The 23,834-nt window shown below is 62.7% G+C and carries 18 protein-coding genes; 16 read left to right on the forward strand and 2 right to left on the reverse strand.

Annotated elements, in window-relative coordinates; genetic code table 11:
* Positions 1 to 13 precede the first annotated feature (13 nt).
* Positions 14 to 1,072, forward strand: coding sequence for an HlyD family secretion protein (locus BFN10_RS10310; RefSeq protein WP_071489598.1), 1,059 nt, complete (start codon positions 14 to 16; stop codon positions 1,070 to 1,072).
* Complete coding sequence (locus BFN10_RS10315; protein WP_231999473.1) at positions 1,069 to 2,619, forward strand: efflux transporter outer membrane subunit; 1,551 nt, start codon at positions 1,069 to 1,071, stop codon at positions 2,617 to 2,619. The genes BFN10_RS10310 and BFN10_RS10315 overlap by 4 nt, the downstream gene beginning before the upstream one ends.
* Here the strand turns inward: BFN10_RS10315 and BFN10_RS10320 are convergent.
* Positions 2,519 to 3,223, reverse strand: a complete 705-nt coding sequence (locus tag BFN10_RS10320) for a DUF3142 domain-containing protein (protein ID WP_071489599.1) — start codon at positions 3,221 to 3,223, stop codon at positions 2,519 to 2,521. The genes BFN10_RS10315 and BFN10_RS10320 overlap by 101 nt on opposite strands.
* Positions 3,220 to 5,388 (reverse strand): PA5441 family protein, encoded by a 2,169-nt coding sequence (locus BFN10_RS10325; protein ID WP_071489600.1) that lies wholly within the window; start codon positions 5,386 to 5,388, stop codon positions 3,220 to 3,222. The genes BFN10_RS10320 and BFN10_RS10325 overlap by 4 nt, the downstream gene beginning before the upstream one ends.
* 168 nt (positions 5,389 to 5,556) lie before the next feature.
* On the opposite strand from BFN10_RS10325, the gene BFN10_RS10330 reads away from it, so the two are divergent.
* The 14 genes from BFN10_RS10330 (at position 5,557) to BFN10_RS10395 (ending at position 23,804) form a co-directional block, all read left to right on the forward strand.
* The gene (locus BFN10_RS10330; RefSeq protein WP_071489601.1) at positions 5,557 to 7,161 is read left to right on the forward strand and encodes a glycosyltransferase family 39 protein; all 1,605 of its coding nucleotides are present in this window, start codon (positions 5,557 to 5,559) and stop codon (positions 7,159 to 7,161) included.
* A gap of 33 nt (positions 7,162 to 7,194) precedes the next feature.
* A complete protein-coding gene (locus BFN10_RS10335) occupies positions 7,195 to 7,449 on the forward strand; it encodes a DUF2789 domain-containing protein (RefSeq protein ID WP_058425812.1) in 255 nt (84 codons plus the stop codon).
* 271 nt (positions 7,450 to 7,720) lie between these two features.
* Positions 7,721 to 8,131 carry a MarR family winged helix-turn-helix transcriptional regulator gene (locus BFN10_RS10340; protein WP_058425810.1) on the forward strand — a complete coding sequence of 137 codons (411 nt, stop codon included), beginning with the start codon at positions 7,721 to 7,723 and terminating at the stop codon, positions 8,129 to 8,131.
* Positions 8,128 to 10,206 carry an FUSC family protein gene (locus BFN10_RS10345; RefSeq protein ID WP_071489602.1) on the forward strand — a complete coding sequence of 693 codons (2,079 nt, stop codon included), beginning with the start codon at positions 8,128 to 8,130 and terminating at the stop codon, positions 10,204 to 10,206. Before BFN10_RS10340 ends, BFN10_RS10345 begins: the two co-directional genes overlap by 4 nt.
* On the forward strand, positions 10,203 to 10,412 hold the full coding sequence (locus BFN10_RS10350) for a DUF1656 domain-containing protein (protein WP_010214247.1): 210 nt from the start codon (positions 10,203 to 10,205) through the stop codon (positions 10,410 to 10,412). Before BFN10_RS10345 ends, BFN10_RS10350 begins: the two co-directional genes overlap by 4 nt.
* Positions 10,409 to 11,299 (forward strand): efflux RND transporter periplasmic adaptor subunit, encoded by an 891-nt coding sequence (locus BFN10_RS10355; protein WP_058425808.1) that lies wholly within the window; start codon positions 10,409 to 10,411, stop codon positions 11,297 to 11,299. The genes BFN10_RS10350 and BFN10_RS10355 overlap by 4 nt, the downstream gene beginning before the upstream one ends.
* A complete protein-coding gene (locus tag BFN10_RS10360) occupies positions 11,296 to 12,738 on the forward strand; it encodes an efflux transporter outer membrane subunit (protein WP_071489603.1) in 1,443 nt (480 codons plus the stop codon). Before BFN10_RS10355 ends, BFN10_RS10360 begins: the two co-directional genes overlap by 4 nt.
* An 81-nt stretch (positions 12,739 to 12,819) precedes the next feature.
* Positions 12,820 to 13,452 (forward strand): hypothetical protein, encoded by a 633-nt coding sequence (locus tag BFN10_RS10365; protein ID WP_058425806.1) that lies wholly within the window; start codon positions 12,820 to 12,822, stop codon positions 13,450 to 13,452.
* Positions 13,453 to 13,598: 146 nt separating this feature from the next.
* Positions 13,599 to 15,095 carry a YdgA family protein gene (locus BFN10_RS10370; protein WP_071489604.1) on the forward strand — a complete coding sequence of 499 codons (1,497 nt, stop codon included), beginning with the start codon at positions 13,599 to 13,601 and terminating at the stop codon, positions 15,093 to 15,095.
* A 300-nt stretch (positions 15,096 to 15,395) separates the two neighbouring features.
* The gene (gene pgaA, locus BFN10_RS10375) at positions 15,396 to 17,876 is read left to right on the forward strand and encodes a poly-beta-1,6 N-acetyl-D-glucosamine export porin PgaA (RefSeq protein ID WP_071489605.1); all 2,481 of its coding nucleotides are present in this window, start codon (positions 15,396 to 15,398) and stop codon (positions 17,874 to 17,876) included.
* A 12-nt stretch (positions 17,877 to 17,888) separates the two neighbouring features.
* Positions 17,889 to 19,886 carry a poly-beta-1,6-N-acetyl-D-glucosamine N-deacetylase PgaB gene (gene pgaB, locus BFN10_RS10380; RefSeq protein ID WP_071489606.1) on the forward strand — a complete coding sequence of 666 codons (1,998 nt, stop codon included), beginning with the start codon at positions 17,889 to 17,891 and terminating at the stop codon, positions 19,884 to 19,886.
* A 2-nt stretch (positions 19,887 to 19,888) separates the two neighbouring features.
* Positions 19,889 to 21,229, forward strand: coding sequence for a poly-beta-1,6-N-acetyl-D-glucosamine synthase (pgaC, locus tag BFN10_RS10385; RefSeq protein WP_071489607.1), 1,341 nt, complete (start codon positions 19,889 to 19,891; stop codon positions 21,227 to 21,229).
* Positions 21,230 to 21,231: 2 nt separating this feature from the next.
* A complete protein-coding gene (gene pgaD / locus BFN10_RS10390; RefSeq protein WP_071489608.1) occupies positions 21,232 to 21,714 on the forward strand; it encodes a poly-beta-1,6-N-acetyl-D-glucosamine biosynthesis protein PgaD in 483 nt (160 codons plus the stop codon).
* 368 nt (positions 21,715 to 22,082) lie between these two features.
* A complete protein-coding gene (locus tag BFN10_RS10395; protein WP_071489609.1) occupies positions 22,083 to 23,804 on the forward strand; it encodes a ShlB/FhaC/HecB family hemolysin secretion/activation protein in 1,722 nt (573 codons plus the stop codon).
* Positions 23,805 to 23,834 lie beyond the last annotated feature (30 nt).

Below are 23,834 nucleotides of genomic sequence, written 5' to 3' on the forward strand. Positions count from 1 at the left end.
GAAAGGACTGTTCATGAAACGCAAAGATAAAATCGCCGTCGCCGTCATCGCCATAGTTGCCGTGGGTGTGCTGGTGTACCTGGTCGCGCCGGGCGTGTTGGGCAGCAAGCGCCAGACCACCAACGACGCCTTCGTCGCCGCTGACTTCACCCTGGTGGCGCCGCGTGTGGCCGGCTTCATCAAGGAGGTGCTGGTGGAAGACAACCAGCGCGTCAAGGCCGGCCAACTGCTGGCGCTGATCGACGACCGCGACTTCCGCGCCGCTGCCCAGGCTGCCGATGCCGACGCCTTGGTCGCCCAGGCCCAACTGAAAAACGCCACCGCGACCCTGGAGCGCCAAAGCTCGGTGATCGCCCAGGCCCAGGCCACCGTTGCAGCGGATCGCGCCGAAATGGCCTTTGCCGAACACGAACTGAACCGCTACAACCACCTCGCCGGTGTCGGTGCCGGCACCGTGCAGAACGCCCAGCAAGCCAAGACCCGCATCGACCAGGCCACCGCACGCCTGGCCAACGCTACGGCGGTGCTGGCGGCCGAGCGCAAGCAAGTGGAAATCCTCACCGCCCAGCGCGATGCCGCCGAAGGGGGGCTCAAGCGTGCCCAGGCCGCGCTGGAACTGGCCAGTTATCAACTGTCGTATACGCGCATCGTCGCGCCGGTGGATGGCATGGTCGGCGAGCGGGCGGTGCGGGTGGGCGCCTATGTCACACCGGGCAGCAAGATCCTTGCGGTCGTGCCGCTGGAGGAGGCTTACGTGGTGGCCAACTTCCAGGAAACCCAGCTTTCCCACATGCACGCCGGTCAAGCGGTGCAGGTGCGTGTCGACAGCCTGGACGGCGAGTTGCTCAACGGTCATCTTGAAAGCCTCGCGCCTGCAACCGGGGTGACCTTCGCCTCGGTCAAGCCCGATAACGCCACCGGCAACTTCACCAAAGTGGTACAGCGCATCCCGGTGAAGATCGTCCTCGAACCCAACCAGGCCCACATCGAACGCCTGCGTGTCGGCATGTCGGTGGAAGCCAGCGTCGACACCCGCCCGGTCGCGCAGCAGCGTGAGGTGGCCCAGCAATGAAGCGAGTTGCCTGGCTCACCTTGAGCCTCATCAGCCTGAGTGCCTGCACGGTCGGTCCGGATTTCCACACGCCGCAGGGCCCGCAAGTGACGCAATGGAGCGAGCCCCAGGGGCGCCAGGCGGCCAGCCGCGCCGTCAGTGATCCCTTGCAGGAACGCTGGTGGGATGTGTTCCACGACGAGCAGCTTTCGGCCCTTACACGCCGTGCGCTCACCGATAACCTTGACCTGAAACTGGCCAGCAGCCGTCTGCAACAAAGCCGGGCGGTACGCCAGGTGACGACCGCCGAGCGCTACCCCGAGGTTGATGCGACGGGGGCTTACCAGCGCAAACGCAACAGCGGCCAAGGCCTGAGCGACCCGTCCGGCGAGAACGGCCGTGCGGCGTTCAACCAGTGGGACGCGGGCTTCTCCGCCGCCTGGGAGCTGGATTTCTGGGGCCGGGTAAAACGCGAAACGGAAGCCGCCGACGCCACCCTGCAAGTCGCCGAAGACGACCGCCGCGCCGTGCTGCTGTCGGTACTCGCCGAGACCGCCCAGGACTACATCCAACTGCGCGGCGTGCAGAACACCCGCGCCGTCACCGAACAGAACCTCGACGTCGCCCGTCACAGCCTCAAGCTGTCGCAATTGCGCCTGGCCGACGGCGTGGCCACCGACCTGGATGTCGCCGAAGCCGCCGCCCAGGTCGCCGCCATCGAGGCGCGCCTGCCGGATCTGCAACAGCGCCAGGACCAACTGATCAACGCCCTCAGCCTGTTGATGGGGGCGCCGCCGCAAGCGCTGCACGCGCAACTGTCCAAGGACGCTGCCGTGCCGCAAACCCAGCGCCAGGTCGCGATCGGCCTGCCTTCGGAACTGGCCGAACGCCGCCCGGACATCCGCCAGGCCGAGGCCCGCCTGCACGCCGCCACCGCCAGCATCGGCGTGGCCAAGGGCGACTTCTACCCGCGCATTACCTTGTCCGGCAGCCTCGGCTCCCAGGCCATGCAACTCTCGGACTTCGGTTCCTGGAGCTCCCGTGCCTTTGCCTTCGGCCCGCAGTTCAGCCTGCCGCTGTTCAACGGCGGGCGCCTGCAAGGCATGTTGAACCTGCGCGAAGCCCAGCAACAGGAAGCGGCGCTCGCCTACCAGCAAACCGTGCTGCGCGCCTGGCATGAGATCGACGACCAGTTGACCCGCTACAACGCCAGCCAATTGCGCCGCGACAGCCTGGCCGAAGCCGTGCGCCAGAACCGGATTGCCCTGCGCACGGCGCAGCAGCAGTACGTGGAAGGCGTGGTGGATTTCGTCAACGTCCTCACCGTGCAAAGCGCACTGTTGGCCACGCAGGAGCAGTGGGTCGAAAGCTCCACCGGCGTCTCTCTGGCGATGGTTGGCTTGTATAAAGCGTTGGGCGGAGGATGGGAATCGGTGTATCCGTTGCGAACGGTGGGTGCGGCTCAGGTTAGGGATTCTGCAAAAACACCACGTACCCCCGAAACCACTCGCTCCCCTGCAAATACCCCGGCGCTTCCCACTCTCCACCCTGAATTAACCCGATCTTGAACGGCAGCCCCAGCCGATTCATGCGTGGCAAGTACGCCGCGTAATCCGGGATGCTATGGCGCCCCTGGTACGTCTGCACCACCACCTCATCCACTACACCTTTGAGTTGGGCGATGGCGGCCGGGTCGGCGTTGCTGCTCCAGTCCATCAGGCCGGTGATGCTCAGGCGCAGGTCGGCTGGCAACCGCTGGCGCAGGTCGCGCAGGAACCCGGCATATTCGTGCAGGTATTGGGTGCGCGCATCGAAGTCGATCTGGATACCGACCACCGGGTTGCCCGCGTCGCGCCAGCGTTGCACCTGACCGAGCAGTTGGCGGTAGACCGGCTCGGGCCAGCGCAGGGTGTGAGCGCGGTAGACGATCCAGATGTCGCCCTGGGTCAGGCGCGGCACGCTGATGCCCTGGGCGATCATCCGCACGCCGAGCTGAGGGGCGCGGCGAGTCGAGTTGATCTGGCCCTGGAGGATATACAGGGTCTTGGCCTGCTTGAGTACCGGCTGTGGGGTGACGCCACTCCACAGCCAGAAAGCGTCATAGTCGCGGGCGTTGACAGCGCCGAAGGCCGGGCTTGCCAGCAACAGCAAGCCGAGCCACAGGTGCTTCACCAGTAGTACTGCAGGGACTTGCCCCACTGGGTGTCGGCGAAGCCGGTTTTCAACTGGCGGAACCACGCCTTGCGCACGGCCGGCTCCACCTCGACGCCGCCGCAGCTGTTGTAGCCCGATGGCCCGTAGCAGTTGATGGCGCGGAACAATGCATAGGCTTTGTCGTTCTTCGGCGCCTTGGCGTTGCCGATCACTTGCTTGTAGCCGTCCAGGCGCGAGAAGGTTTCACCCTTGAAGTCCGACGCGGTGCTGCCCAGGCTGCCGGCGGCGCGTGCCTGTTCCAGCGGCATGCCGTCCAGGCCGTTGCGCAGGATGAACTCGCCCAGGCAGTTGAGGCCCTGTGGGTTTTTGGCATCGGCCTGCAAGGTTGCGGCGATCTGCGCGATGCTCGGGCAGGCGTAGCCGGACTCGGCTTTGTCACCGTTCCACTGGAACAGTTTCAAGGTCTGGCTGGCGCTGTAGACGTAGCCCAGGCTGGTGCCCAGCTTGTCTTCCGGGGCGCTGGCCGGCAGTTGCTTGAGGTCCTCGGCGAAGGTGGCGAACTGGCCGCGCAACAGGTCTTTGTAGAGCAGCACGAATTGTGCGGTCTGGCGTTCCAGCGGGTCGCTGGCCTGGGCGATCTGCTGGCGCAGCAACTCAGGGCCGGCGACGTTGCGCAGCAGGATGTAACGCACCTGCTTGGCGCTGATCGGCGAGTCGGCGGCGAACACCTTGGCCAACTGGCCGCTGCGTTCGTAGTTCATCGCCAGGGCCAGTTCCACTTGATCGCGTTGCAGCGGCAATTTCGCCAGGGGCAGCAGTTGCAGCCAGAGCGCTTCGGCGCCTTTCCAGTCCTTTTTCTCTTCCAGGGCGAGTGCGCGCAGGGTCTGTTGGCTGAAGGCGAAGTAATTCAGGTTCGACGGCACGCTTTGCGGCAACAGCTTCAGGGCGGCGTCCGGTTGATGCTCGCTGTACAGCGCGTTGACCGCCAGCAGGTAGTCATACAAGTCCGGCGCACTGGCGAACGCGGCTTTTTGTTTTTCCAGATCGGCGCGGGAGAGGGCGGGCTGGTTGCCGCCGCGCATCACCATCAAGTCACTGACAAACTGGATCATCGGTGTGGAGACAGTCTCGCTGTTGACCATCAGCAGCTTGAGGTCGGCTTCCTCCACCAGCTCATCCACCGACACATTGCGCTGTGTGTCAGTGGCCTGGGTCATGGCCCAGGCGTAGGCCTCGGCAAGCTTGCTGTTGTCATCCCCCAGCCAATAAACCCGGCGCAGCAGGCCTCGGGCGGAGGCCACGTAAACGCCTTGTGGATAAGTCTTCAGATAGCCGAGAAAACCTTGTTCGGCGTCGTTCAAGGCCGACTTGTCCACACGCGCGAGTTGCGGCATGCCGTATTCGTCGAAGGCCTCGGCCTGGGCCAGGTTCAAGGACGTGCGTGCCGTCATGTACAGCGCGGTTTCCTTCAGCCAAGGCAGAGGGCTGGAGCTGGCGGCGGCAAACCCCCCTTCGGCATCGCCGAAACGGCCGCTGTAGAAGTCGGCAGCGGCTTGCAGGTAAGTGCGCAACAGTTGGCCATCGGCGGACTGGATCTGCTGGGCGTCGACTACCTGGCCTTCCCAGGAGCAGGTCGTCAGCAACTGCAAGCGCGCCTTCACCAGCAACTCGCGTTCGGCCGCCGGCATGTCGGCCTTGGTCACCTGGCTGATGAACGCGGTGGCGCTGTCATCGTCGTTGCTGCGGCAGCGGCTGCCTTCGCCACTCAGAAACTCTTCCCCGGCGGTTTTGTACTCGTCACGCTTGATGCCCAGGGGCTGGAGCAGCGCGTCCAGTTCGGCAGTGCGCGAGTCGTCGGGCTTGTTATCCGGTTCTTCGTTGGTGCTCGGAATCGGCGCCAGGCGGTAGACCGGGAAGGGCACCGCGCCAAAGCCCTGGGACAGATCGTCTTCGCTCAAGGCATTGGGTGCCAGGGGCGCCGCGTTTTTATCGGCCAGCAGCAGGCGCAGGTTGACGCGACTGTCGTTGCCGGGGCTGAGGAAAGGCAGGTTGCTGCACGAATCGAGGCTGTCACGCGAAACCCGCCAGTCGGGGTAGCACGAGTCGTCGGAACTGGCCTGAGCCTGTAGGGAAATACCGGCGAGCAATGCCAGTGCCAGGGGTGACAGAAAACCGATGCGCATGACGTGTCCTTGATCCTGAGTCCTTGGAGGGGCGCAATAATAGCCTGTTCCTGCGGTTGCTTCGGAGAAGCCCTGCACAAATTGCTGATTTGTCCGATTCCAGCGGCGGATCCTGGGCTTTTGTCCTAGAGTGGCGGTGTTTGCGCTTGGGCAATCAGGGGAATTGAGGTGCGTCGGTCTGTGGTAGAGCAAAACGAAAAGGTCGGGACGTTACCGGCACTCAATCGCCTCACGTGGGAAGGTGCCGGCTGGATCAGCGGTCTCTGGTGGTTGCCGATCCTGGCGCTGGCCATGGCCCTGCGGTTTTACCACCTGACGGCGTCGGCGATCTGGGGTGACGAGGGTTCGAGCCTGCTGCTCAGCGAATACGCCGTGGGCGACCTGTGGTTCCACGCCGCACACGACGTGCACCCGCCGCTGTATTTTTTCCTGCTGCGCGGCTGGATCGAGCTGTTCGGCGACAGCATCTGGTCGATTCGCGGCATGAGCGCCATTCCCGGTGTGGTCGCCGTGGGCCTGGGCGTCTGGCTGACCCGGCAACTCTCCACCCGCCGGGCGGCGGTGCTGGCGGGGATCCTGCTGGCGCTGTTGCCGACGGCGGTACGCTACAGCCAGGAAGTGCGCATGTATTCGCTGCTCGGCGTGTGGCTGCTGGGCGCCACGCTGGCGTTGGTGTACTGGGTGCGCCAGCCCGAGCGCACGCGTTATCTGGCGGCGTATGTCGTGTTGATGAGTGCCGGTTTCTACACCCACTACTTCACCGCGCTCTGTGTGCTGGTGCACTGGGCTTACCTGGGTGCGTTGTGTGGCACGGCGCCGCGAGGCCAGCGCCTGATCACGCGTCCGGCCTGGTGGGCGGCCAACGCTGCGATTGTGCTGTTGTACCTGCCGTGGCTGCCGAACCTGTTGGACCTGGTGCAGCATGTCGAACAGCTCAAGGTGGGGGGCGACATCGGTTGGGAGGATCCCGTCAGCCTGTTCTCCCTGCCGTCGATGATCTGGCAGTTCGTGCTGCAGGATGAAGGCGTCGGCTTCTGGGCGCCGCTGTTCTGGCTGTTTCCGCTGCTGCTGGTGGCGGTGGTTGTCATTACCGCCTGGCGCGATCGCGAACGCCACCGACCGGCCAGCCTGTTGTTGCTTTTTTTCCTGTTGCCACTGCTGCTGGTCTACGGCGTGTCGTTTATTTCCCCGGTGTTTATCGAACGTTACCTGACGGTGTACGCCCTGGGCTTGCCGATCCTGCTGGCGATGGCCATTGATCGTCTGCCGTCGCGGTTTGCACTGCTGGGCGCGGCATTGTTTGTGCTATTCGTCGGCGTCGAGCTGGTGGGATTGAAGAACAATTTCACCGTGGATGAGCACGACCAGTTCAATGTGCCGGTGGAGTTCGTCAACCGCAATTACCAGGAAGACGACCGCATCGTCCTCAGCGACATGTTGTGGTACCTGAGCTATGTGTATTACGACCAGACCGATGCCCAATTGCAGCTCTACACCCCACCTAAGCCGGATGGCACCTCAACCCGGCCGAATGCCTATGGTTTCGGCACCCTGGTGGATCAGGACGGCGGACGCATCTACCTCGACCGCCTGTCGGCACTGCCCGCCGAAACCCGCCGTGTGTGGCTGATCAGCAGCAATGAAGCGCCGGACGAATTCGCCCCGCTGCCCGAAGGCTGGCGCGAACTCAGTCGCCAGGATGGCGGAGGCGCCAGGGCGCGCTTGTTCGTGTTGTGCAACGTCCAGTCGGCGCAACCCGAGGGCTGCCGCTAGACTGGGTAAATGCTTTTCTATCAGGAGCCCGTCATGCAATCGCCCGTACATAGCTTGCCGTCACTGTTCAAACAGCTCGGGCTGCCCGATGACCCGGTGAGTATCGAGAAATTCGTGGCGGTGCATTCACCGCTCAAGCCGGAGCTGAACCTGGCGGATGCGTTTTTCTGGACGGACAGCCAGAAGGCGTTTTTGCGCGAGGAGATTCTGGAAGATGCGGATTGGGCAGAAGTGGTGGATGAGTTGAATCTGATGTTGCGGGGTGGGCGAGGGGTGCAAAAAACTTAGCAGAAAGGGCAAAAGTTGAAAAAATCTGGTGAAGGTTAAAAAAATCTGAGGTTTTTCCGCGTTAGTGAACTTTTCTGACGCACGGGCCTGGGGTTGATGGCGGGAATTCAGCACCGGCCCCCAAGACCCGCTTTACTTACCGCTACCACCCACCACCCATCCGCAAAATTGTTTCAAAACTTGACGCATCTGGCTTCACCTATCATATTGATAGTTAGCAAACTAACTGTATGCGAACTATCCAGTGCCTCAATCCCTCGAACAACTCCAGATGAACCTCAGCAGCAGCATGGTGGTGGGCGCCCGTAATTGGCGCAAAATCTGCCAGACCACGCTGGTGAGCTATGGCATCTCCGAAGCCTGCGCCGTGCCGTTGTTGATGATCGGTCGCCTGGGCGACGGTGTGCACCAGGTCAAAGTGGCCCAGGCCTCGGGGATGGAAAGCCCGTCGCTGGTGCGCTTGCTCGACCGGCTGTGCACCGACGGTTACGTGTGCCGTACCGAAGATATCCACGACCGTCGCGCCAAGTCCCTCAGCCTCACCGAGCGCGGCCGCGAGTTGGTACAGGCGGTGGAAGTGCAGTTGGTACGACTGCGCAAGGAAGTGCTGGCCGACATGACCCAAGGTGATATGGAAGCCGCGCTGCGTGTGCTGCGTGCCTTCGAGGCGGCGTCGCTTTGAACGGATTTTTTACCGGTTTCCCGCCCGCTCGTGATTGGTTCTACGGGGTGCGTACCTTCGCGGCCTCGATGATTGCCTTGTACATCGCCATGCTTATGCAAATGCCACGTCCGTACTGGGCGATGGCCACGGTGTATATCGTTTCCAGCCCGTTTGTCGGCCCGACCAGTTCCAAGGCGCTGTACCGTGCCATCGGCACCTTCATGGGCGCGGCGGCGGCCGTGCTGTTCGTGCCGATGTTCGTGCAGTCGCCCTACATGCTGGTGGTGGTGATTGCCCTGTGGACGGGCACTTTGCTGTTCCTGTCGATGCACCTGCGCACCGCCAACAACTACGCGCTGATGCTCGCCGGCTACACCTTGCCGTTGATCGCCTTGCCGGTGGTGGATAATCCCCTGGCTGTCTGGGATGTCGCTGAAGCGCGTACCGAAGAAATCTTCCTCGGTATCGCCGTAGCGGCGGTGGTGGGTGCGATGTTCTGGCCGCGCCGGCTGATGCCGGTGTTCGATGGCTCGGTGGCCAAGTGGTTTGCCGATGCCCAGGTCTACAGCCAACGCTTTATCACACGCAATGTGGCGCCTGAAGAAATCAGCACCTTGCGCGGCGGCATGGTCGCCACCTTCAATACCCTCGAATTGATGATCGGCCAGTTGCCTCACGAAGGCGCACGGCCGCAGACGGTGCGCAATACCAAGGAGCTGCGCGGGCGCATGATTCACCTGCTGCCGGTGGTGGACGCCCTCGACGACGCGCTCTATGCCATCGAACATCGCGCGCCCGAGTTCCTCGATAAAATCACGCCGCTGCTGGAAGCGACCAGCCAGTGGCTGGAGGACACCCAAGAAGCGGCGCCAATGGAACGCTGGCGCGTCCTGCGTGATCAGGTCGACGCACTGCAGCCCAGCGGCGAAGCGCTCGACGAGCGTCACACGCTGCTGTTCTCCAATGCGCTGTATCGTCTGGCCGAGTGGATCGACCTGTGGCAGGACTGCCGCAGCCTGCAAGCCGCCATCCAGTGCGAAAGCCAGGACACCTGGCGCGCCGTCTACCGCCACTGGCGCCTGGGCCGGCTCACGCCGTTCCTCGACCGCGGGCTGATGTTCTACTCGGCGTTTTCCACCGTCACCGCGATCATTGTCGCGTCGGTATTGTGGATCCTGCTCGGCTGGACCGACGGCGGCAGCGCGGTGATCCTGGCCGCCGTCGCCTGCAGCTTTTTTGCCTCGATGGACGACCCGGCGCCGCAGATCTACCGGTTCTTTTTCTGGACCGCCATGTCGGTGCTGTTCGCCAGCCTCTATCTGTTCCTGGTACTGCCCAACCTGCACGACTTCCCGATGCTGGTGCTGGCCTTCGCGGTGCCGTTCATCTGCATCGGCACGCTCACCGTGCAGCCGCGTTTTTACCTGGGCATGTTGCTGACGCTGGTGAACACCTCGTCGTTCATCAGCATCCAGGGGGCTTACGACGCCGACTTCCTCAACTTCGCCAACGTCAACCTGGCCGGGCCGGTGGGCCTGCTGTTTGCCTTTGTGTGGACGCTGATCGCACGGCCTTTCGGCGCAGAGCTGGCGGCCAAGCGCCTGACCCGGTTCAGCTGGCGCGACATCGTCAGCCTCACCGAGCCCGCGACCCTGGCCGAACACCGCCACATGGCCGTGCAGATGCTCGACCGCCTGATGCAACACCTGCCGCGCCTGGCCCTGATCAACCAGGACACCGGCACCGCCCTGCGCGATTTGCGCGTGGCGCTGAACCTGCTCGATTTGCTGGCCTACTCGCCGCGCATCCTCGGCGTGCCACGGGTGTTGCTCAACCAAGTGGTGGAAGGCGTAGGCGGCTACTTCAAGGCGTGTCTCAAGGCCGGTGAACGCTTGCCCGCGCCCAGCGGTCTGCTGATGACCCTGGACCGCACGCGCCGTGCCCTCAACGGCCAAGGCCTGCAAGACGAAGACGACACCCGCCTGCACTTGCTGCACGCGCTGGCCGGTTTGCGCCTGGCGTTGCTGCCGGGTGTGGAGTTCATTGGCGGCACTGAGATGCAAGCGCCGCTGCCTGATGGAGCGCCTTTATGATCGGTGATCTGGATATCAGCGGGGTGTTCCTGCCCACGCTGCTGGTGCTGATGGGCATTACGTATGTGTTGTTCCTGGTGGTGCACGGGTTGTTGACCCGCCTCCACTTCTATCGCCTGGTCTGGCACCGGGCATTGTTCAATGTGGGGCTGTACGCGCTGTTGCTGGGCGCGGTGGACTCACTCAGTCGATACCTGATGACATGAAAAAACCTTTTTTGACCATCGGCCGTGTAGTCCTCACGTTGTTGATCGTGACGTTCGCGGTCGTCGTGGTGTGGCGCATGGTCATGTACTACATGTTTGCCCCCTGGACCCGTGACGGCCACATCCGTGCCGACATCGTGCAGATCGCTCCGGACGTGTCCGGGCTGATCCAGCGCGTGGACGTGCACGACAACCAGTTGGTGACCAAGGGCCAGGTGCTCTTCGCCGTCGATCAGGACCGCTTCAAGCTGGCTTTGCGCCAAGCCCAGGCCGCCGTGGCCGACCGCCAGGAAACCCTGGCCCAGGCCCAGCGCGAGTACAAGCGCAACCGAGGCCTGGGCAACCTGGTGCCCAGCGAGCAACTGGAAGAAAGCCAATCCCGCGTGGCCCGTGCCCAGTCGGCCCTGGCCGAAGCCCAGGTGACGGTGGATTCCGCGCAACTGAACCTCGACCGCTCGGTGATCCGCAGCCCCGTGGACGGCTACGTCAACGACCGTGCGCCGCGTACCCAGGAGTTCGTCACCGCCGGGCGCCCGGTGCTGTCGGTGGTGGACAGCAATTCGTTCCATATCGACGGCTATTTCGAAGAAACCAAGCTCGACGGTATCCATGTCGGCATGGGCGTGGACATCCGGGTGATCGGCGACAACGCCCGCCTGCATGGCCACGTGCAAAGCATCGTCGCCGGTATCGAAGACCGCGACCGCAGCAGTGGCTCCAATCTGCTGCCCAACGTCAATCCGGCGTTCAGCTGGGTGCGCCTGGCCCAGCGGATTCCGGTGCGTATCGCCTTTGACGATGTGCCGGCGGACTTCCGCATGATCGCCGGGCGCACGGCCACCGTCTCGATCATCGGCGACAAGGTTAAAGACGGAGACAAGCCATGAAGCAGCTGCTGGCCACCGCTACGCTGGGGTTGCTGCTGTCGGCCTGCCAAGTGGTGGGGCCGGATTACACGCTGCCGGAAAAGTCCGCCATCAACCGGAGCGACCTGCAAGGGCAGATTGCCGGCGAGGGTGGCAACGTCGTCTCGGCCCCGGTGCCGGCCGACTGGTGGAAGCTGTACAAGGACCCGCGCCTGGATGAGCTGGTACGCCAGGCCATGGCCTCCAACACCGACTTGCGGGTGGCCGCCGCCAACCTGCAGCGCGCGCGTTTCCAGACCCAGGAAGCTGAATCCGCGGGCGGCTGGAGCGCGGGCGCCAAGGCCGAGGCCCAGCGTCTGCAGGAATCCGGTGAAGCGTTTTTGCTGACGGAAAAAGTCCCGGTGGCCAACATCGGCAGCGTGGGGATCACCACCTCGTACCAGTTCGATTTGTTCGGCGCCTTGCAGCGCGGTATCGAAAGCGCCCAGGCCAACGCGGATGCGGCTCAGGCTGCCGCCGATATTGCCCGCATCACCCTGGTGGCGGATGTGGTGCGCTCTTACACTCAGGTGTGCGCAGCCAACGAAGAACTGGCCATCGCCAACGAGTCCCTCGACCTGCAAGCCCAGAGTACTAAGCTGACGCAGCGCCTGCGTGATGCCGGACGTGGCGATGAAACCCAGGTCACCCGTTCGCAGACCCAATACAAATCCCTGCGCGCCGACATGCCGCGCTACGAAGCAGCGCGCCAGGCCGGACTGTTCCGCCTGTCGATGCTGCTGGCCAAGCCGGTGGATCAATTGCCGGCCGGCACCGGCACTTGCGCCGAGCTGCCGCATATCGCGCAATTGCTGCCGGTGGGCGATGGCGCTGCGCTGCTCAAGCGCCGCCCCGATGTGCGCCAGGCCGAACGCCAACTGGCCGCCGCCACCGCGCGTATCGGTGTGGCCACCGCTGCGCTGTACCCGGACATCAGCATTGGCGCCACCGTGGGTACCGTCGGCATACTGGACGACTTGGGCACGGCGCCCACCAACCGCTGGGGCTTCGGCCCGATGATCAGCTGGACGGTGCCGACCAACGGCGCCCGCGCACGCATCCACGAAGCCGAAGCCGCCACCCAGGGCGCCCTGGCCCACTTCGACGGCGTGGTGCTCAATGCCATCCGCGAAACCCAGACCGGCCTGGCGCAATACACCGCGCAACTGCAACGCCGTGATGCCCTGAATGAGGCCGGCGAGTCGGCGAAGGAAGCGGCGGGCCAGACCCATCGCTTCTTCCAGGCCGGTCGCGCGTCGTTCCTGGCCGACCTGCAAGCCACCCGCACCTATACCGATGTGCGCGCCCAGCTGGCGGCGGCCAACACCCAGGTTGCCATGAGCCAGATCGATCTGTTCCTGGCCCTGGGCGGCGGCTGGGAAAGCGGACGAACGCAAGCGTCACAGCCCGGCAAACCCTGAGCTAAAAGCTATGCTTGGTCAGGTGGGGCGCCGTGACGCTCCACCTGACACTGCTCGCGTTTGCTCATGGGGATTCCAATAATGAAAAACCCTTATGCTCCCGCTTTCTGGTGCGTGCTCTTCGCACTGGTGCTGTTATCGGCTGCTTATTTCTACGGCGTCATGCTGGCTCACCAACTCGACAAGGCCATGGTGTTTCTCGACAGCGCCTGTCTGGTGATCGGCACCCTGTCCATCGGTGTGGTGGCCTGGGCCTCCTACCAAAATCAGCGGGTGAAGCGAAAGCTCCTCGAACAGGGCAAGACCCGTGTCGCGATCTGGGACACCAAGGTCGCGCTGCGCCGGGTCGAGACGGTGTTCGACCGCTATTTCTGGGGCAGCTATTGGCAGCCGGGGCGTACCTTCCAGGAAGTCATGGGCGACCTCACCGGCACCCCCCTGGAAAAAAGCCTCGAAGTCCTGAAAAAACAGTGCGTGGCACTCGATCGGCAAGTGGCCGACGGTAGGCACTGGCTGAATAACGCGCGGGAATTGTCCGACGTAGCCACGCAAATGGCCCGCGAGCGCTACCAGTTGGACTTCTGCGACCCCAAGGCCGATACCCCGGGCAACGCCGTGATACACCGCGAGTTTGAGGTGCTGGTGTACACCTGGACGGCGCGGCTGAAGAGTTTTGACCACCAATTGGATGAAATTGAGTTGGAGTACTCCTGAACTACTGCTGAACTGATCCCTCTGAAAAGCTGGGCCGTTCGCGGCCCCCAGTGCTAATCTTCCCCCGTTTTCGGCGGGCTTGAGCCAATCCCCTCGGGGTTCAAGGAAGACAGCCCACTTCTCACAGGATTTGATCAGGTCACTTCATGAATAAGCCAGCAGTCGTTCTTTTGGGTTTTGTTGTCGCCGTGGGCGTCGTCAGTGCAGGCGGTGCCTGGTACACCGGCAAGCAGTTGGAGCCGGTGCTGCAAACGGCCGTGCAGGACGCCAACAAGGAACTGCAACGCTCCATGGCCGGCGTCGACGGCACCGTTTCCCTGGAGCTGGTGTCCCTGGACCGTGGCCTGTTCAGCAGTACCGCGCACTATCGCCTCAAGGGCCAGGGCTCGGTCTTCGGCGAACAGAACCCGAACCCCGAGCTGCTGATTGTCGACCATATCGAACACGGCCCGCTGCCGTTCTCGCGCCTGGTGTCGTTGAAATGGCTGCCGGTCATGGCCACCAGTCACTATGCACTGGAAAAGAACGCCACCACCGAGAAGTGGTTCGCTGCCGCCAAAGATGTATCGCCGCTCAAAGGCGTGGCCAATATCGGCTACAGCCGTTCGGTGAACGGCAATCTCGAACTGTTGCCCCTGGCGTTCAAGGACGAAACGTCCTCTGTGGACTTCTCCGGCCTCAACCTGGATTTCGACAGCACTGCCGAAGGCAAGAAGGTCAAGGTGGATGGCTACGTGAACAGCCTCAAACTGGCCGTTGTCGACGCCAATGGTGCGCCATTCGACGCTGAGTTCGCCGGCCTGACCGTGGCCAGCAACCTGGAGAAATCCACCTTCGGCTTCTACACCGGGCAGAACACCATCGAGCTGAGCGACACCAAAGTCACCTTCGGCCCGCAGAAAGCCGTGCTGACCCTCAAGGGCTTCGAGCAGAAAGACTCCAGCGAAGTCAAAGACAACAACATGGCCGGCCGCGTCGATTACAAGATCGACGAGATCGGCTACCAGGGCAAACCGGTCGGCTCTGCCGCCATGGCCCTGAGCCTGAAGAACATCGATGTGCCTTCGGGCCTGGTGCTGACCAAGCTGTACCAGGACAAGATGCAGCCGGTGCAAGCCGCTGCCGCTGCCGGACAACCGGTGCCGGAGCTGCAACTGACCGAAGCCGAGCAGGCCCTGGCCGAAGCCAACGTCAACCAGTTGCTGGCTGCCAAGCCGCACCTGGCGCTGGAAAACCTGTCGCTGAAAACCACCCACGGCGAGAGCAAATTCAACCTGGTGCTGGACTTGGCCAAACCGACCTCCATGGAGCTGCCGCCGGTTGAACTGGGCAAGCAGATGGTCTCGCTGCTGGACGCCAACCTGACCCTGTCCAAGCCGATGATCGCCGACGTGGCCGCCCTGCAAGCGCAGGTCGGCGGTGTGACCGATCCCAAAGCCATCGAGCAGCAATCCCAGATGGCCAGCGAAATGGTCAGCGGCATGGCCGTGGGTACGCAGCTGGCAACCCTGGTGGGCAGCGATGTGGTGTCCAAGCTGCACTACGCCAACAATGAAGTGACTTTCAACGGCCAGAAAATGACCGTCGAGCAATTCATCAGCTTCGTGATGTCCAAAGTCGGTGCGGTTGGCGGCGCGCAGTAAAAATTTCGTCATCGCCCTGAAATAAAAAATGGGGGAGCGGGGTTAGCTGCGATAAAGGTCAAACCGTCGACACCTATGTCGACTGGCAACCCTCTATCGCAGCTAACCCTGCTCCCCCATTCGTATTTCAGATTTGCAGTGCAATTCTGAACAATTGTTATGACTTGTCCTTTTCCATCCACGCGTCGGGGATAGTTCCTACAGGAAAGCTAGGTCGGGTCACGAGACGCCGACACCCTGATGCAAACCGCTCAGGACCACCTATCGTTACAGCTTTCCGTGTGTAAGGAAGCTCACGATATGCTGCGAACACTCCCACTCAGTGCCTCAGGCCGGTTGCGGCTGCTCATCGGGGTAACCTTGTGCAGCCAGTTGCTGATGCCCACTTTCGCCTTGGCCGACCCGGCCTATGACGCCCTGATCATCCAGGCGCGCAACGGCAACTTCACCCCCGCCCTGACTCAATTGCGCCAATTGCCAGCCGAGCGCCAGACGCCAGGCCAGATCAGCGACCACCTGGTGATCGCCGGTTGGGCCGGCCAGGATGCCGAGGTGCTGAAGGTTTACGAGGCCCAGGGGCAGAATCGCAACCTGACCGCCCAGGCGCTGGCCACGGTTGCGCGCACGTATCGTAACCAGAAGCAGTGGGCGCAGGCCGAAGCGGTCTATCGCAAGGCGCTGCTGCGTGAGCCGAATAACATTGACCTGCAATTGGGCCTGGCCCTCACCGAGGCTGACGGTGGCAAAGCCAACGCAGCGGTGCAACGCACACGCGCACTGGTGGCTGCCAAGCCCGACGATCCCAACCGCCGGATGGCGCTGGGCTACGCGCTGACCCGTGCAGGCTTGCAGTACGACGCGCTGTTTGAATTCGACCAGGCCTTTATCCGCGCCGGCGACAAGCCTGAGGTCGCCCGCGAATACGTGGTCGCCCTGCAAAAGGCCCGTCTGCCGCAGCCGGCGTTGCGTCTCTCGGCCCAGCGTCCGGGGCTTGTAGACCCGGTGACCCAGCGTCGCCTCGAAGGTGACCTGGCCGCCGAGCGTGTGCGCATCGCCGAGTTCGCAACGCGTACCGAGAAAGAACGCTATGTCATCGCCGACCGTGCGCTGCAGGACTACGACAGGCTCCTTGCCCGCTGGACCCCTGACGCCACTGCCCATGACGACGTGGTGATCTGGCGCATCGACCGCCTGGGCGCGCTCAAGGCACGGGCGCGTACCGCAGAGGTGATCCGCGAATACGAGACCCTCCAGGCCGAAGGTGTGCGCTTGCCCACCTATGCCAAGCGTTGGGTGGCCGCGTCCTACCTCGATCAGCGTCTGCCGGAAAAGGCCGCGCCGTTGTACCGCGAGGCGCTGGATGCTCCCGATGCGGACGTGGGCGACCGTGTAGAAGACACCACCGCGCTGTTCTACGCCTTGCTCGAAAACGACCAGGTGGATGAAGCGCGTGCGGTCGCCAAGCACTTGGCCGACACCCAGAAGCCCCGGGTTGAACTCAAGGGGCTGCCGATCGGCAACCCGAACGATGAGTGGATGGACGCCCAACAATTGTCCGCACAGGCTGGCACCTATGGCGCCGACCTGCCGTCCAGCGAAAAGGCCCTGGAGGAGTTGGTGGGCAAGGCCCCTGGCAGCATCGGCCTGCGTCTGGCGCAAGCGGAAATGTACCGCGCCCGCGATTGGCCTAGACGCGCTGAAAGCTCGCTCAAGGAAACCGAAGCGCAGAGCCCGCGCGACATCGGCCTGGAAATGTCCCAGGGCTTCACCGCGCTGGACCTGCAGGAATGGCGTCAACTCGACATCCTCACCGACGACGTGGTCGCCCGCAACCCGGACAACCGCCAGGTGCAGCGCCTGCAACGCCTGCGCGAAGTGCATGACATGGCCGAGCTGCGGGTCGAGGCCTACACCGGGAAAAGCTTCGGCGGCGGTAACAACGGCGATGCCGGTGCCGTCTCGGGCAGCCGTGACTGGGGCATTGAAAGCCGCCTCTACACGCCACCCATCGACGAAGACTGGCGCCTGTTCGCCGGTGCCGGCTATGCGCGCGCCACGTTCGAAGAGGGCACCGGGCAGCATCGTTGGCAGGTGGTTGGCGTAGAGCGGCGCACACGCGACATGACCATTGAGGCCGAGGTCTCCAACCATTCCTACGGCGATGGCTCAAAACAAGGCGCCGCCGTGTCGATCGCCCGCGACATCAACGACAACTGGCAATACGGCGGCAGCCTGGGTTACCTGCTATCCACCACGCCACTGCGCGCATTGAATGACGGGATCACGGCCAACGGCGGCAGCGGTTTCATCCGCTGGCGCGCCAACGAAAGCCGTGAATGGAAACTGACCCTCAGCCCTTCCCATTTCAGCGACGGCAACGACCGCTTCGAAGCCTTGCTCAGTGGCCGCGAAGGCCTCTACAGCTCGCCGAAAGTGCAGGTGGACCTGGGCCTGGAAGTCGGCGCCAGCCGCAACAGCAAGGAAGACACGATCTACTTCAACCCGAAGTCGGACTTCACCGTGTTGCCCGTCCTCAACATCAACCACGTGCTCTATCACCGTTACGAGACCCAGTGGAGTCAGCAGTTCCAGGTCGGTGCGGGTACCTACAGCCAGCGGGACTATTCCACCGGTGGCATCGGTCTGGTGGGCTACGGCCAACGCTTTCGCTGGAACGATGTACTGGAAGCCGGCGCCAACCTGAGCCTGGTCAGCCGACCATACGACGGTGATCGCGAACGCGATCTGCGTCTGCTCGTCGACCTCACTTACCGTTTCTAGAAGAGCCTGACCATGACCGTCTTCAGCCGTTGCCTGTTGATCCTGGGTGTAATGCTGGCCAGTGCCTGCGCCCAGCAACCCGCACCTTTCACCCCACCCGCCGAGCGGCCGACACCGGCCAACGAAGCGCCGTGGCCGAAAAACCATTTCCTGGGCATTGCCTACCACGATGTCGAGGATCGCGACCCCGATCAGGCAGTGGTGGCGGTGCGCACCGAACGTTTGATCGAGCAGTTGGCCTGGCTGCGCGAGAACGGCTACCAGGCGGTCAGCGTCGACCAGATCCTGGCGGCGCGCAACGGTGGGCCGGCGTTGCCGCCCAAAGCCATCATGCTCAGCTTCGATGACGGCTACTCCAGTTTCTACACCCGGGTGATGCCGGTGCTGCGCGCCTATCGCTGGCCGGCGCTGCTGGCGCCAGTGGGCTACTGGATCGATACGCCGATGAACCAGCCGGTGGACTTCGCCGGCCAGCCACGGCCGCGTGGGGAGTTCCTGACCTGGCAGCAGATTCGCGAAGTGTCGCAGTCGGGCCTGGTGGAAATTGCCGCGCATACCGACAACAACCATAAAGGCATCCTGGCCAACCCCCAGGGCAACCTGGAGCCGGCGGCAACCTCGCTGCGCTTTGATCCGGCGACGGGCCGCTATGAAAGCCAGGCGCAGTTCGATGCGCGCATGCGTGCCGACGTCGTAGCCATCTCCAACAAGATCCAGAACGTCACCGGCAAGAAACCGCGCGTCTGGGTATGGCCTTACGGTGCTGCCAAGGGCACCTCGCTGGCGATCATTGGCGAGCAGGGCTACCAGATGGCCCTGACCCTGGAAGATGGTCTCGACAGCTCTGCCGACTTGATGAACAGCCCGCGCTTCCTGGTGGCGTCCGACCCGGATGGCGAGCACTTCGCCAACAGCATTGTCGCGGCGCAAGCCAAGGCACCGCTGCGCGTGTTGCACGTGGACCTGGATAACGTCTACGACCCGGACCCGGCCCAACAGGCACGCAACCTCGACCAGCTTGTACAGCGGGTGGTGGACATGGGCGCGGGCACCGTGTTCCTGCAAGCCTTCGCCGATCCCAAGGGCGACGGCCTGGTGCATGAACTGTACTTCCCCAACCGTCATCTGCCGGTACGTGCCGACCTGTTCAACCGCGTCTCCTGGCAGTTGCACACCCGGGCCCATGCGGCGGTGTACGCGTGGATGCCGGTGCTCAGCTTTGCCCTCGACCCCAAGCTGCCACGGGTGACGCGCTGGGACCCGAAAACCGGCCAGGTCGGCCTCGACCCGGACCAATACAAGCGTCTGTCGCCGTTTGATCCGCAGGTGCGCAAGATCATTGGTGAAATCTACGAAGACCTGGCACGCAACAATGCCATCGACGGCGTGCTGTACCACGACGATGCGGTGTTCAACGATTTCGAAGATGCCAGCCCTGCCGCGCTCAAGGCCTATGTCGCCGCCGGCCTGCCGGGCACGATTCAGGCCTTGCGTGCCGACCCTGCGGTGATGCAACGCTGGACGCGCTTCAAGAGCCGCTACCTGATCGACTTCACCAAGGAGCTGACCGCCAAGGTCCGCGCCATCGGAGGCCCGCAGTTGCTGACGGCGCGCAATATCTTCGCCGAGCCGATGCTCAACCCAGGCAGCGAAGCCTGGTTCGCGCAGAACCTCGATGACTTCCTCCAGACCTACGACTGGACCGCGCCCATGGCCATGCCGCTGATGGAAGGCCAGGAATACAAAACCTCCAACGCCTGGCTGGAAAAGCTGGTGGCGACGGTCAAGGCACGCCCTGGCGCGCTGGAGCGCACCGTATTCGAACTGCAAGCCAAAGACTGGCGCACCAAGGCCGCACCGGATATCGACAGTCAACAGATGGCTGAGTGGATGGGTGTGCTCAAGCGCCAGGGTGTCACGAGTTTTGGCTACTACCCGGACAACTTCCTGGAAAACTCCCCGGACCTGAAGACTGTGCGTCCGGCCCTTTCCAACCAATGGAACCCTTGACCATGTTCGATAGAATCCTGGCTTTATTCGTGCTGGCATTGGTATTGGGTGTGCCCCTGGGCCTGATCTTCCTGGTCACCGGGCAGTTCCTGATGGACTTTGTGTTCTTCTACCCGCTGTTCATGTCGGCGTTGTGGATCGCGGGCGGCCTGTACTTCTGGCTGCACTGGGAGCGCCATTGGCCGTGGAAAGAAGACACTCCGGCGCCAACCCTGGCCGGCAACCCGCTGATCTCGATCATCATCCCTTGCTACAACGAGGGCGATAACGCGGCCGACACCATCCATGCGGCGTTGGGCCAGTTGTACCCGAACATTGAAGTGATCGCGGTCAATGACGGCTCCAAGGACAACACCGCCGCAGTGCTCGACGCCCTGGCATTGGAGCATCCACGCCTAAGGGTGCTGCACCTGGCGCAGAACCAGGGCAAGGCCGTGGCCCTGCGCATGGGCGCCGTGGCGGCGCGCAGTGAATACCTGGTGTGCATCGATGGCGACGCGTTGCTCGACAAAAACGCTGCCGCCTACATGGTCGCGCCGATGCTCGACAACCCGCGCCTGGGTGCGGTCACCGGCAACCCACGCATCCGCACGCGTTCGACGCTGATCGGTCGAGTGCAGGTGGGCGAGTTCTCTTCGATCATCGGCTTGATCAAGCGTACGCAACGGGTGTTCGGCCGGATCTTCACGGTGTCGGGTGTGGTGGTAGCGTTCCGTAAAAAGGCGCTGGACCGCATCGACTACTGGAGCACCGACATGATCACCGAGGACATCGATGTCAGTTGGAAGCTGCAGCTCGATCACTGGAGCATCTTCTACGAGCCTCGCGCCCTGTGCTGGATCCTGATGCCGGAAACCGTCGGCGGCCTGTGGAAGCAGCGCCTGCGTTGGGCCCAGGGCGGTGCCGAAGTGCTGTTCAAGAACATCCGTGGCATCTGGCAATGGCGCCATCGCTACCTGTGGCCGCTGTTGTTCGAGTACTGCCTCTCCACCGGTTGGGCGTTTACCTTCCTGCTGTCGGTGATCTTCTACGTACTCGGCAAATTCATGGTGCTGCCACCGGCAATTACCGTGGACTCGCTGGTACCGCCGGCGTTTACCGGGCTGGTATTGGCGATGGTGTGCCTGGTGCAGTTCGCGGTGAGCATCATGATCGACCGCCGCTACGAAAAAGACCTGTGGAAAACCCTGTTCTGGACGGTGTGGTACCCGATGGTGTTCTGGCTGGTGAGCCTGTTTACCACCCTGGTCAGTTTCCCCAAGGTGCTGTTCAACCAGCATCGCAAGCGTGCGCGCTGGGTCAGCCCCGATCGCGGCATCAAACCCATTGAAGAGGAGGCGTGATCATGAAACTGGTCAGAACCCGCCAACGTTTGGTGATGTGGATCATTGATGTGCTGTTGACCCTGATGGCCTGGGCCGGGTTGATCTGGCTGCTGGCGCGGGGGATCACTTCGATGCTGGAAACCCACGGTGGGCCGCGCATCGAGGCACCGATTTTTGCCGCGCTCAATACCCTGCAGGTGTACCTGTGGATTGCATTGTTCAATGCCGTGATCCTGGTCACTTGGGCGCGCTACCAGCAACGCAAGGGGCGCAAGTTTGCCCAACGCCGTGCCGAGGGCAACGCCCTCAGCGATAAGCGCCTGAGCGAGAGCTTCAGCCTCGGTGAAGGGGACCTGGAGCAGTTGCGCCGACCCGGGGTGTTGGTCATCCAGAATGACGACGAGGGCGGTGTGGCGGGTGTGAAGTCCCATGTCTCCCGCGATGTAGAAAAGCCGGGGCTGACCCTGGTGCCCGGCAAGGACCAGAACAAAGACGCCAGCTGAGCCAGTGCGCTGCAAGGTCGTTCCCATTGCAACGTGGGAACGACTTCGGTTAATCCCGACATATGGGATCCAATTCACAAAACACCCGCGAACTTTTCTGCTTTTCCCGGTACTAACCTATCTCGGCAGGAACTTGATGGCCAATTAATGGCAATTTCTAAGTTCTCCGATGAATCGTGATCAATAGTGCTGCCGCTGGTCGGAATAATACTTCCGATGACAGCCCGCTCATCTGATTGATTATTTTTAGTTGTTATTAATCAAATGCTTGCGTGAATAACTAGTATGAATGTGAAACTAGCTCGGTCTTTTGAGTTGGTGAAAGTTCGATGTTAGTTTGCCGGCCCTTGATTTTCGACGGATCGAACATGTCTTTATTATTGCCACGGACTCGGTACTTTCTGTGCACTTTCCTGCTCGCTTATTTGAGCCTGAACAGTGCCATGGCCGCCCCTACGCCAGGGGACCAGGACCTGATCCGCGACCGCCAGAACCGTCTTCTGGAAGAGCAGCGTCGGCGCCTGGAAGAACTCCAGGACCTGCCTGGCAAAGAAGCAAAGCCCCAGGCCCCGGCCACGCCGGTCGACACCCGCTGCTTCCCGATCAAAGACATCGAACTCAAGGGCGCCGACAGCCTGTCCGGCGCCGACCGCACGCGTCTGCTCAAACCCTACATCGGCCAATGCCTGGGCGTGGCGCAGCTCAATGAGCTGCTCAAGGTGATCACCGACTACTACATCGCCAAGGGCCGCGTCACCAGCCGTGCCTACCTGCCGCAACAGGACCTTTCCAGTGGTCACCTGCAGGTGCTGGTGGTGGAAGGCAAACTCGAAGGCTTGAAAGGCGCGCAGGGTAGCACCGTCACCGACCGCGAACTGGCCATGGCGTTTCCTGGCAAGGTCGGCGAGGCGCTGAACCTGCGGGAGGTCGAGCAACTGGTCGACCAGCTCAGCCGCTTGCCGTCCAGGCAGGCGCAGATGGAATTGACCCCCGGCAGCCAGATCGGCGGCAGTGAAGTGCTGGTCAAGAACACCCCGCAAAAGCCCTGGCGCGCCAGCCTGTCGCGTAACAACGACGGGCAGAAAAGCACCGGCGAACAGCAATGGGGCGCAGGCCTGGAATGGGACAGCCCCCTGGGCCTGGCCGATCAACTGATCCTGCGCGGTGGTCACGACGCCATCAGCGACCACCAGAAAACCTCGAAAAACAGCATGCTGTATTACAACGTGCCGTGGGGCTGGTGGAACTTCAGTTACACCTACAGCGAGAGCGACTACCGCACGCCGGGCGACCTTGACGGCTACAAGTACAAGCAGACAGGCGACAGCCAGAACCACCAGTTGCGTGCCGAGCGCGTGGTGCATCGCGATGACGTGAGCAAGACCTCGGTCAATGTCGGCCTGACCCATCTACGCACCAACAACTACTTCAACGACGAGCGCCTGGACGTCAGCAGCAACCGCCTCAGCGAGTTCCAGGTGGGCATCAACCATGGACGCCGTATCGGCAGCGCCTTCGTCAACCTGGATGTCGGCATGCAGAACGGCACCGGTGCCTTTGACGCCCAGAAGGATGACCAGGAACGTATCCGCGGCAACCTCACCCCAACCCCGCGCTACCGCAAATACACCGCCACGGTGAGCTACCTGCAACCGTTCACGCTGTGGGGCGAATCATTGAGTTTTTCCAGCCTGGCCACCGGGCAACGCAGTGAAGACGTGTTGTACCCGGCGCAACGCATGAGCCTCGGCGGCTCGTACTCGGTGCGTGGGTTCAAGGACCAGCAACTGACCGGCGACAGCGGTGGCTACTGGCGCAACGAAGTGCGCTGGGCCCGCCCTGTGACCCTCGACTGGATGCGCCCGGCCTTTGCCGAATACGGCGCCAGCGTCGGCTATGACCAGGGCGTGATTCGCCACGATCGCTACAACGATGACCAGCACGGCAGGGTGTCGAGTAACTCCCTCGAGCTGTTCGCCCGCGGCAAAAACGTCAGCACCAGCGTGACCTTTGCCCACTCCCTGGAGCGACCTGGCGTGATGACCGAGCGCGAAGCGCCGATCTATTTCCGCCTGGATTTCTACCTGTAATTCAACGCCCGCTGCTTTGAGATTTTGAAT

The organism is Pseudomonas extremorientalis, assembly GCF_001870465.1.
Classification (GTDB): Bacteria; Pseudomonadota; Gammaproteobacteria; order Pseudomonadales; family Pseudomonadaceae; genus Aquipseudomonas; species Aquipseudomonas extremorientalis.

What these genes read in the sequence shown, in the direction of transcription:
- BFN10_RS10365 (WP_058425806.1), top strand. Translation starts at nt 12,820, where the DNA reads ATGAAAAACCCTTATGCTCCCGCTTTCTGGTGCGTGCTCTTCGCACTG.
- pgaD (WP_071489608.1), top strand. Translation starts at nt 21,232, where the DNA reads ATGAAACTGGTCAGAACCCGCCAACGTTTGGTGATGTGGATCATTGAT.
- BFN10_RS10360 (WP_071489603.1), top strand. Translation starts at nt 11,296, where the DNA reads ATGAAGCAGCTGCTGGCCACCGCTACGCTGGGGTTGCTGCTGTCGGCC.
- BFN10_RS10355 (WP_058425808.1), top strand. Translation starts at nt 10,409, where the DNA reads ATGAAAAAACCTTTTTTGACCATCGGCCGTGTAGTCCTCACGTTGTTG.
- pgaA (WP_071489605.1), top strand. Translation starts at nt 15,396, where the DNA reads ATGCTGCGAACACTCCCACTCAGTGCCTCAGGCCGGTTGCGGCTGCTC.
- BFN10_RS10315 (WP_231999473.1), top strand. Translation starts at nt 1,069, where the DNA reads ATGAAGCGAGTTGCCTGGCTCACCTTGAGCCTCATCAGCCTGAGTGCC.
- BFN10_RS10325 (WP_071489600.1), bottom strand. Translation starts at nt 5,388, where the DNA reads ATGCGCATCGGTTTTCTGTCACCCCTGGCACTGGCATTGCTCGCCGGT.
- BFN10_RS10335 (WP_058425812.1), top strand. Translation starts at nt 7,195, where the DNA reads ATGCAATCGCCCGTACATAGCTTGCCGTCACTGTTCAAACAGCTCGGG.
- pgaB (WP_071489606.1), top strand. Translation starts at nt 17,889, where the DNA reads ATGACCGTCTTCAGCCGTTGCCTGTTGATCCTGGGTGTAATGCTGGCC.
- pgaC (WP_071489607.1), top strand. Translation starts at nt 19,889, where the DNA reads ATGTTCGATAGAATCCTGGCTTTATTCGTGCTGGCATTGGTATTGGGT.
- BFN10_RS10370 (WP_071489604.1), top strand. Translation starts at nt 13,599, where the DNA reads ATGAATAAGCCAGCAGTCGTTCTTTTGGGTTTTGTTGTCGCCGTGGGC.
- BFN10_RS10395 (WP_071489609.1), top strand. Translation starts at nt 22,083, where the DNA reads ATGTCTTTATTATTGCCACGGACTCGGTACTTTCTGTGCACTTTCCTG.
- BFN10_RS10310 (WP_071489598.1), top strand. Translation starts at nt 14, where the DNA reads ATGAAACGCAAAGATAAAATCGCCGTCGCCGTCATCGCCATAGTTGCC.
- BFN10_RS10340 (WP_058425810.1), top strand. Translation starts at nt 7,721, where the DNA reads ATGAACCTCAGCAGCAGCATGGTGGTGGGCGCCCGTAATTGGCGCAAA.
- BFN10_RS10350 (WP_010214247.1), top strand. Translation starts at nt 10,203, where the DNA reads ATGATCGGTGATCTGGATATCAGCGGGGTGTTCCTGCCCACGCTGCTG.